Annotated in this window: 7 protein-coding genes and 1 pseudogene; 1 reads left to right on the top strand and 7 read right to left on the bottom strand. The window is 54.8% G+C overall.

What is annotated here, in order from left to right:
- Positions 1-605 precede the first annotated feature (605 nt).
- The 3 genes from D3F01_RS11055 to D3F01_RS11045 all read right to left on the bottom strand — a co-directional run bounded on the left by D3F01_RS11055 (position 606) and on the right by D3F01_RS11045 (position 2,103).
- Complete coding sequence (locus tag D3F01_RS11055; RefSeq protein WP_223384264.1) at positions 606-1,091, bottom strand: hypothetical protein; 486 nt, start codon at positions 1,089-1,091, stop codon at positions 606-608.
- A 107-nt stretch (positions 1,092-1,198) separates the two neighbouring features.
- Positions 1,199-1,783 (bottom strand): DUF2812 domain-containing protein, encoded by a 585-nt coding sequence (locus D3F01_RS11050; RefSeq protein WP_242888699.1) that lies wholly within the window; start codon positions 1,781-1,783, stop codon positions 1,199-1,201.
- Complete coding sequence (locus tag D3F01_RS11045; protein ID WP_097771667.1) at positions 1,780-2,103, bottom strand: PadR family transcriptional regulator; 324 nt, start codon at positions 2,101-2,103, stop codon at positions 1,780-1,782. The genes D3F01_RS11050 and D3F01_RS11045 overlap by 4 nt, the downstream gene beginning before the upstream one ends.
- A gap of 935 nt (positions 2,104-3,038) precedes the next feature.
- On the opposite strand from D3F01_RS11045, the pseudogene D3F01_RS11040 reads away from it, so the two are divergent.
- Positions 3,039-3,239, top strand: a pseudogene (locus D3F01_RS11040) (hypothetical protein); the annotation flags it as partial.
- Between the two features lie 68 nt (positions 3,240-3,307).
- Here D3F01_RS11040 and D3F01_RS11035 read toward each other — a convergent pair.
- The 4 genes from D3F01_RS11035 to D3F01_RS11020 all read right to left on the bottom strand — a co-directional run bounded on the left by D3F01_RS11035 (position 3,308) and on the right by D3F01_RS11020 (position 7,171).
- Positions 3,308-4,207, bottom strand: a complete 900-nt coding sequence (locus D3F01_RS11035) for a 4Fe-4S binding protein (RefSeq protein WP_242888690.1) — start codon at positions 4,205-4,207, stop codon at positions 3,308-3,310.
- A complete protein-coding gene (locus D3F01_RS11030) occupies positions 4,204-4,668 on the bottom strand; it encodes an FMN-binding protein (RefSeq protein WP_242888688.1) in 465 nt (154 codons plus the stop codon). Before D3F01_RS11030 ends, D3F01_RS11035 begins: the two co-directional genes overlap by 4 nt.
- Positions 4,665-5,777 carry an FMN-binding protein gene (locus tag D3F01_RS11025; protein ID WP_242888687.1) on the bottom strand — a complete coding sequence of 371 codons (1,113 nt, stop codon included), beginning with the start codon at positions 5,775-5,777 and terminating at the stop codon, positions 4,665-4,667. Before D3F01_RS11025 ends, D3F01_RS11030 begins: the two co-directional genes overlap by 4 nt.
- Before the next feature lie 77 nt (positions 5,778-5,854).
- Positions 5,855-7,171, bottom strand: a complete 1,317-nt coding sequence (locus D3F01_RS11020) for a penicillin-binding Tp47 domain A-containing protein (protein WP_242888682.1) — start codon at positions 7,169-7,171, stop codon at positions 5,855-5,857.
- Positions 7,172-7,642 lie beyond the last annotated feature (471 nt).

The raw sequence follows: 7,642 nt of genomic DNA, 5'->3' as shown, positions 1-7,642 counted from the left end.
ACGGTGCGGACATGGGACTTGATGCTTCCTCGGCCTAGCCGGGTACTCGTAACCAATCCTGACAGGCAGTTGCCGTGTCATTTCTCGAAAACTGTTTTACGAATACCCAGCACCCGGACGCACCCTGCCAAAAGCCACAGACAACAGCGATATGTACAGCAGGGCGTTCCCCGTCGGGAACGCTCTGTTTTTCTTTGCCGGAGATGTGAGCCTGTTCCGCCTGCCACGCGGCAAGCTCGCGTTTGCGCAGCGCAGCGGAGCAATGAAAGCCCCAGTGGGGCTTTTAAGCGACCGAACGGTCTTGCGCAAGCAAGATGGAGGGGCCTTGCCCCCGACAAGTGACCGTTGGCCTTCCTCACTGTTCCAGCAGGCAAGGATGGCCGGGTAGAATGCCCGTGCCAGACGTTCGATGGCTTCATCGGGATAAGGGGAAGTGTTTGTGGACTTTTTCTTTTTGTTCAAACGCACGCTCCTTTGATCGTCCCACCATGGCAAAGCTGAGCGAGAAAATCAAAGTTCCAATTTTTATCAGGCGCAAGGGCGCGGATGCTTTCCGCCCTGCACTTGCGGCTGGTGGCTCGTTGATGGCTTACAAGTGCCTGTCGTTATGCGATTTTTTCATCGTTCAGCAGTTCTTCAAACTGTGCCATATATGCCTTATGCTGTTTGAGAATCTTCGTGGTCTCCACTTTCACATAGGCATCATCAGGCACCTTGGGGAGATACTTCATCAGGAAATCAACATCCTGCTGGATTCGCCGGACGGCAGCTTCCAGCGCAGAATAGTTGATTCCGTAGATTCGTTTCTGCGGAGCAGAGCGGTCCTCCGGGTGCAGAATCTCGTGCACAATCTGCTTGCGATTCGGAAAATCTGCCTTGGCAAGACGGTGCATATCGGTATCACGGACTTTGAACTGCCCGGACAGGATCTTCTCTTTCGTACCGGGCATCATCTGCTCCATGATCTCCACGCCCCGCATGAACTTTTCCGAGCGGACAACATAGGATTCGCTAACGTTGTTCCGCTCTGCAATCTGCTTGCGGATGCTTGCTTCCGCAGAGGTGGGAGGAATTGTGTCAATTTGACACAATTCCTCCTGAGCCGTTTCCTGCGTAGTTACTGTATACTGCCTTCCGGTACGCTGTCAGCTCTGCACGGTGCTGTTCTTCAAAGGCTGCGGAGCAATCTTTTTGTTATTTATTCCCACGTTTTGGCTTTTTGTCGGACATTTATAATTTGGAGCTGGTATAGAATGCTGGGAATTGCAGAAACCAATGAAAAAATACCCAAGACAATAGAATGCTTGATAATGGCAAACAGTGCAAATAGGAGCAGCAGGAATAGCCATGGGTTACGCAAATTGCGGTAGTATTTTTCTTTATCGGCATAAGAAGTATGAAGTTCAAAAGGCTTTCCGTCGTTTGATTTTTCTACAATCAATAGTTCCCTGTTAAAAGTTGTTGCGTTTGTTGCAATACAACCGCCCATTTCCGCCCATGGACGCAATCGAACTTTTCCGACAGAATAGTTTAGATTGATATTTTTGAAAAATACCTTGTAGCCCATATCCTCCAAAAAATCAGCGTAGTCCGTTGCATTCTCTTTTGATTTTTCTCCGATAAACTCTACACAATAGGTCACTTCATCAGGACTGCATTCTTCAAATTCATAGAGCACCCTCCCTGTCCGGACAAGTCGATAGCCTTTTTCGGACATTTTGTTTAACCATTTTGCCTGTGCATTTAGCAATCCACCAAAGAAGCGATAACATTTTTTACTCATACTGCACCTCCAATAATTTCACTTGCAATGCTTACAAGTTCGTTTAGTCTTGCAAGCTCTTTTTCTGCAATTTCTTTTCCCTGTGCTGTAATGTGGTATTCTTTTTTTCTTCCCTCACTATCGCCATAAGGTTCAATCCACTTCTTGTCCTGCAAAGAGTTTAATGCTCCATATAAAGTGCCTGCGCCTAGGGAAAGCCGTCCGTATGTTTTTTCTTCAATAAACTGCATAACAGCGTATCCGTGTTTTGGCGTATAAAGAGAAAGCAAAATATAAAAGGTGACTTCTGTAAGCGCACCACCTTTTGCATTATCGCGCATGGTTTGCCTCCTTGTTACGGTTACTGTAATAAATATATCACTAACCGTAATATTCGTCAAGCAGATTCATGAAAATTATTTAATGGGTGTGTGAAAGAAGAACGGTCTGCTCTCTATTTGTTTTGTTGTTCGGCGTGTCGTGGCGCTGGGAATTGCTAGGAATCGGTTGAACATTCGTTTTGGTCATTGTACCTCCTGTCTGTTCGATAACTCCTCGGTGAAGTTATGTAAGCACGACACGCCGTTCTTTCGCACCGCAAGGTGCGAATATGAGCAGGGTTTGGGGTGGGACCGCGTTTGCGAAGCGTAGCGCAGCAATGAAAGCCCCAGTGGGGCTTTTAAGCGGCAGAACGGTCTGCGATAGCAGATGGAGGGGCCTCGCCCCGACAAGTTCAACAAATGTTTCCGAATTGTTAAGGCGCAAAATAAGTAGAGAGTTCCACTGCTCGTGTATGTTGATCGCCGTTTGCTCCGAACGAAGTTCCTGCCCCTGTTTTGCAGCGGCGTTGGCGGAAAAGCCGGTATCACGTTCGGACGGCTCATGAAATTTTCAAGGTGCAATCTTCCCCGGAAAAGAAAAATACCGCCCACGCAGCGCAGCGATGATTTTGTCGGGTGAATCGGCGGCAAAATGAATCGGGTGTGTTGCGGGGCGGTTGATCTTTCAGGGATAATCCACGGAGAGGCCGTGTTCAAAATGAACACGACCGCATCTTGTGGAGAGATTCAGGTTACTCCACAAAATCAGTGGAATTTACAAGAAAAATACCACGGTATGTAGAATGCGTCAAGAGGATTTTGAAAAATTTGTTATGCAAAATCGAAAAAAGTACGACGCATTCAATCTTTCTGCTGCCTTTACAGGCCGCGTTTGCGAATTTCTGCAAGGGAGCATGACCAAAATGATCCTCCGTCTCAAGCTGCAGCTAACAATGTTAAAATCCATTGCCAATGCCCTGTAAAAGCGGGTGGGCGGCAATTACCGCTTTGTGCTCAGCTTCAACTCAGTGCTCATCCTTCTGGGCGCATTGAGCATCCTGCCCCCTGCTACCAGTGCGATGCTGCATAACCTTTCCACCCTTGGCATCAGCCTGCGCAGCATGACAGACCTGTTGGAGCAGAAGCCTTTCCTGTAAAAATGATAAATCATCCCAACCAAAAGGAGGCCGCTGCACAAATACCGTGCGGCGGCCTCCTTTTTGGTTCAGATAAACCGGCAGAAACCCAGCCAGCAGCCCAGCAGGAAGAAGAGCAGCGCCTTCGCCAGTACCGGCAGCCACAGGCACTTGCACAAAGTCCTGTCCCACCGATGGATGTTCTGTTTAGGGCAGATGCCCGCGCAAGCTTCACAGGCGATGCATTCCCCGCTGCGCAGGCTGGTTTCCTCCAGCTTCAGGCACACCGGGCACTGCTGTTTGCAGGCATTGCAGCCCGGAATGCAGCCATCGCTCTGCCGGTGCAGCCGCGCAAAGGGCAGCACCGGCAGCAGGGCAAACACCGCCCCCATGGGGCAGAGGAACTGACAAAAGAACCGGGGCTGCAGCGCCATGCCCAGCAGGATGAGCGCAAGCAGCGCAATGCCCACACCGAAGCCCTCCGGCGGCAGACGCAGAGCCGTCAGGCGGGAAAACACCTCCCACGGGCTTGCGCCGGTCAGCAGCTTTTCCTGCCGGGTCACATACAGCGCCACCAGCCCCGCCAGCAGCAGATATTTGACCTTCTGCCCCCAAAGCACCGCCCGCTCCGGCAGCCGGAGCTGCTTTTTGCGGTGAAGCAGCTTTTTCTGGAGTAGCCCGGAAAGCGCCCAAACGGCATCGCCCAAGCTGCCGAAGGCGCAGGCGTACCCACAGAAAAACCGGTCGAACAGCAGGGTGAAGCCGCACAGCCCCAGCAGAGAAAGCGTGAAGCTGTCCGCTGTGAGCACCTCGCCCGCACCGATGTGCAGAAAGATCTGCTTTACCCCGGAAAAACCGGCCACAAATGCGCCCGGCATGGACACAAAGAAGAACAGCTGCACCCCGGCGCGCAGCCATGTACGGCGCTTTTGGTCCCGCTGACGCTGCTGCGCCGCCGTTAAAGGCTTTGCTTGTGTTTTTTCCATCATCCTGCCGCCTTTCCCAGTGCGTCCTCGACTGCACCGATAAGTCCTTCTGCCGTGAGGGTAGCGCCGGAAACAGTGTCCACCTCGGCAGACTGCACATCCAGCATCTCGTCCAGCAAAGGCAGTGCCTGCTTATAGTAGGGCTTATCCTCGCCGGAGGCATCCAGCACCGCAATATCGGTCATTTTTCCGTTCCGGATGGTCACCGACACCCGGATGATATCGCCAAAACCAAAGGCGCTGCCCTCATAGGTGCCGTCCCGGTAGCCGCTTTGGGTCTGCTCTGCCTGCGCGGCGCTCTGCGCCTGCAAAACGGAAGCATTGTAGGCTTCAACCTCAGCGATCTCCTGCTTGCGCTGGCTCACCGCTGCTGCTCGGACCAGCGTCACCTGCTGGTATTGCCATAGTACCCCCAGAATCAGCAGCAGGTTCACCGCCCGGAGAAGAAAATTCTTGTATTTCATTCCGCTGCTCCTTCCGTTTCGGGTTCGGCTTCGGTCTCTTCCGGCGGCAGCACCGCTTCGGATGCCGACAGCACTTCCTCAGAAGATGCCGGTTCCGGTTCGGAGGATGCCGGTGCCTCTGCCGGGAAAAGCTGCTGCCATATTTCTTTGAGCCATGCAGGAACAGCGCTTTTTTCCTCCGGCTGTACCACCTCCACGGTGGGCGCAGCGACCGGCGTTTCATCGGGTCCCGGTACTTCAGACGGTGCGGCGGCGACTTCTGCCGCTTCTTCCGATGCTGCCTGCTCCGGGGCGGCTTCCTCTGCCGGGGCAACCGCCGCCTTTGCCAGTGCCAGCTTGACCGCGTTCAGGATGCCGGTGGAGGAGTAGGTGGCACCGGAAACGGCATCCACGTTGGGGCTCTGCCCTTCCAGAATGGCGGGGATGACCTGTTTTGCCCGGGAGAGATATTCCTCCTCGTCCTCGGCGCTCAGGATCGTGATATCGGTAATTTTATCCTCTGCCACCGTGACCTGCACTGTGATCTGCCCCTCAAAGCCCATGGCTTCGGCAGTGTAGATGCCGTCCAAGTAGATGGAGGGAGCCGTAAATTCCTCCACCACCAGCGGTGCGGCGGGCTCCGGCTGCGGCGGCAGGGGGTTGTTGACTACCTCGCCGGTCAGGGCGTTCTGCACCGCGCCCAGAATGCCCCGGCTGGTGTAGGTGGCCTCGGAAACGGCATCCACTTCCCAGCTCTGTGCTTCCACCACGGCGGTCAGAAGCCGCTTGGCGCGCCGCAGAAACTGCCTGGTCTCGTGGGAAGCGTCCAATATCTCCACCTCCGTGATGCTGCCGTTTTCCATGGTGACCTGCACCCGGACGGCACCGCCGTAGCCCCGGGAAGAGCCGACGTAAACTCCATCGGCATAGGGCAGCTTGGGCAGGGCTTCTTCCTCCGCTTCGGAGGAAGCGGCTTCTGCTGGCTGCTCCACCACTGCCGTCAGTCTTTCCGGCACAGCAGCCAGCACCGGCACCGTGCGCGGCAGGGCAAAAAGCACGGCTGCCGCTGCCGCCACCGCCGGGAGCAGCTGCACCAGTGACAGCAGCGCATTGCGTTGTTTTTTGTTCATTCCATCTTCTCCTGACACGGAAAAGCAAGGCCGCCTGCTTCAAGCGACCTTGCTGTTCTGTACTGTATTTTGCTGGATCAGGCAGCCTTCAGGTTCTGCACAGCATCGGTCAGGTGGGTCACCTGTTCCAGTGCAGCAGCCTTATACAGGGTCTCGCGGCTCAAAAGCTCCACGCTCTCGGCCAGCTCGGTCTCCAGATTGGCATAGCTGTCGGCGGTGTAAGCGGCCTTTGCCTTGCTCTGTGCCGTGGCGACCACAGCCTGCAGAGCGGCGCGGTCTGCATCGCTGGCCAGCTCGTGCTTGGCAAGGTTCTCGGCAGTGGTCTGGAACTTCACCACTGTGTCGGCATAGCCCAGTGCGCGGATGGTGATGGCCCAGTAGCCGGTGCCATCGGTGCCCTCCGGCAGCTGGCAGCGGGCGGAATCGCTCAGACCCAGCTGGATGCCCATGGACTTATGCATCCAGTTGTCGGCTGCAAACTTGGTGCCGTAGGAGGCCTTGGCGTGGGTGTAGGTGCTGTCATCGCCGTAGTAGGTCCACACCACAGACTGCATCCGGGAGCCCAGCTCGCCGTAGTTTCCGTTCAGATCCAGACGGATGAACTCGCCAAAGCTGCCCACGTCGCTGCCGCTGCGCAGGTTCACGGTAAGACCATCCGCAGCCTTCTGGGCGGCTTCTGCCACGCCGGAGCCGGTGCCGGTGTGAGCGGCAGAGAAGGTATAGCCATCGCCGCTCTTGGTTGCGTACTTCAGGCCGTTGGTGTTTTGATCCACCGCAGCCGTCAGGGTATAGGCGGTCAGGTTCTTTTCAGAGTAGCCGCCCACCAGCTGACCGCCGTTTTCCACGATGGTGTACTTGGAGCAGAAATCTGCAAGGTCGCTGTCAGCCACGCGCACCGGCACATACTTGATGCCCAGCACCTCGTAGTGATCCATCTGCACGGTAGAACCGTCGGCCTTGGTAATGGTGCCCCGGTTCCAGCCCACGGTGGTGCCATCGGCCAGATAGATGGTCTTGCCATCGTCCGACCAGTGGGAAACGGTGTAGCTGCTGCCGTCCTTGGCGTAGATCACAGCAGTGCTCTGGAAGCTGCCGCGGTGCAGACCGTGGTTGACGGTAGCGCGGGAGACTGCATCAAATGCGCCAAGGTCGTGCTCCTCGTGGCTGTCCAGCTGTGCAGAGGCGGCAGCGTTGCCGGCAGCATAGACCTTCTCGTTTGCCCAGTACTCATCCCAAGTCAGGGCAGCATAGAGATAGGTGTACTTTTTGCCCAGCAGAAAATCGAAAAAGTCGTTCTCCTCCTCGGCGGGGGCTGCTGCAAAGGCGGTAGCGGTCAACAGAGTGAACGCCATAGCTGCCGACAGCAGCAGGGAAAGAAATTTCTTCAGTTTCATGCAAAATGCTCCTTTCATCGCAATGGCAGAGAATCACTGCCATGCAGTTAGCTAATCCTAACACCTCGCGCAAAAAAATCTGTGGGATAATGCCCCTCAGATGGTTAGGATGAACTAATTTGACGAAATTTAAAATAGCACGCATACAGGGGCTTGTCAAGAAAAAACAGGGATGTTTATAGAGGCTAATTTTTCGGCAAAAGGTGCCGACAGCACCCGCTATACCGCAAAGCCATTGACCTTTTTGCCGGAGCCATGCTGTATGTTGTGGTGGAGGAACTGATCCCAGAAATGTCGCAGGGATAGCACTCCAACGTCGGCACGGTGTTTTTTGCGGTGGGCTTCAGCGTGATGATGGTGCTGGATGTGGCACTGGGGTGACGGTTGGGGGTTCCCGAAAGCGAAATCTCTTTCAAAATCTCCGAAAATGCCTAAACTTCTTGACAGCGGAGACGGCAGGGCGTATTATTT

Source organism: Faecalibacterium sp. BCRC 81149, from assembly GCF_022750605.1.
GTDB classification, from domain to species: domain Bacteria; phylum Bacillota; class Clostridia; order Oscillospirales; family Ruminococcaceae; genus Faecalibacterium; species Faecalibacterium duncaniae.
The sequence above is the reverse complement of the archived record's forward strand: the minus strand, read 5'-3'. Positions and strand labels throughout refer to the sequence as shown.

What these genes read in the sequence shown, in the direction of transcription:
- D3F01_RS11030 (WP_242888688.1), bottom strand. Translation starts at nt 4,668, where the DNA reads ATGAAATACAAGAATTTTCTTCTCCGGGCGGTGAACCTGCTGCTGATT.
- D3F01_RS11020 (WP_242888682.1), bottom strand. Translation starts at nt 7,171, where the DNA reads ATGAAACTGAAGAAATTTCTTTCCCTGCTGCTGTCGGCAGCTATGGCG.
- D3F01_RS11045 (WP_097771667.1), bottom strand. Translation starts at nt 2,103, where the DNA reads ATGCGCGATAATGCAAAAGGTGGTGCGCTTACAGAAGTCACCTTTTAT.
- D3F01_RS11035 (WP_242888690.1), bottom strand. Translation starts at nt 4,207, where the DNA reads ATGATGGAAAAAACACAAGCAAAGCCTTTAACGGCGGCGCAGCAGCGT.
- D3F01_RS11025 (WP_242888687.1), bottom strand. Translation starts at nt 5,777, where the DNA reads ATGAACAAAAAACAACGCAATGCGCTGCTGTCACTGGTGCAGCTGCTC.
- D3F01_RS11050 (WP_242888699.1), bottom strand. Translation starts at nt 1,783, where the DNA reads ATGAGTAAAAAATGTTATCGCTTCTTTGGTGGATTGCTAAATGCACAG.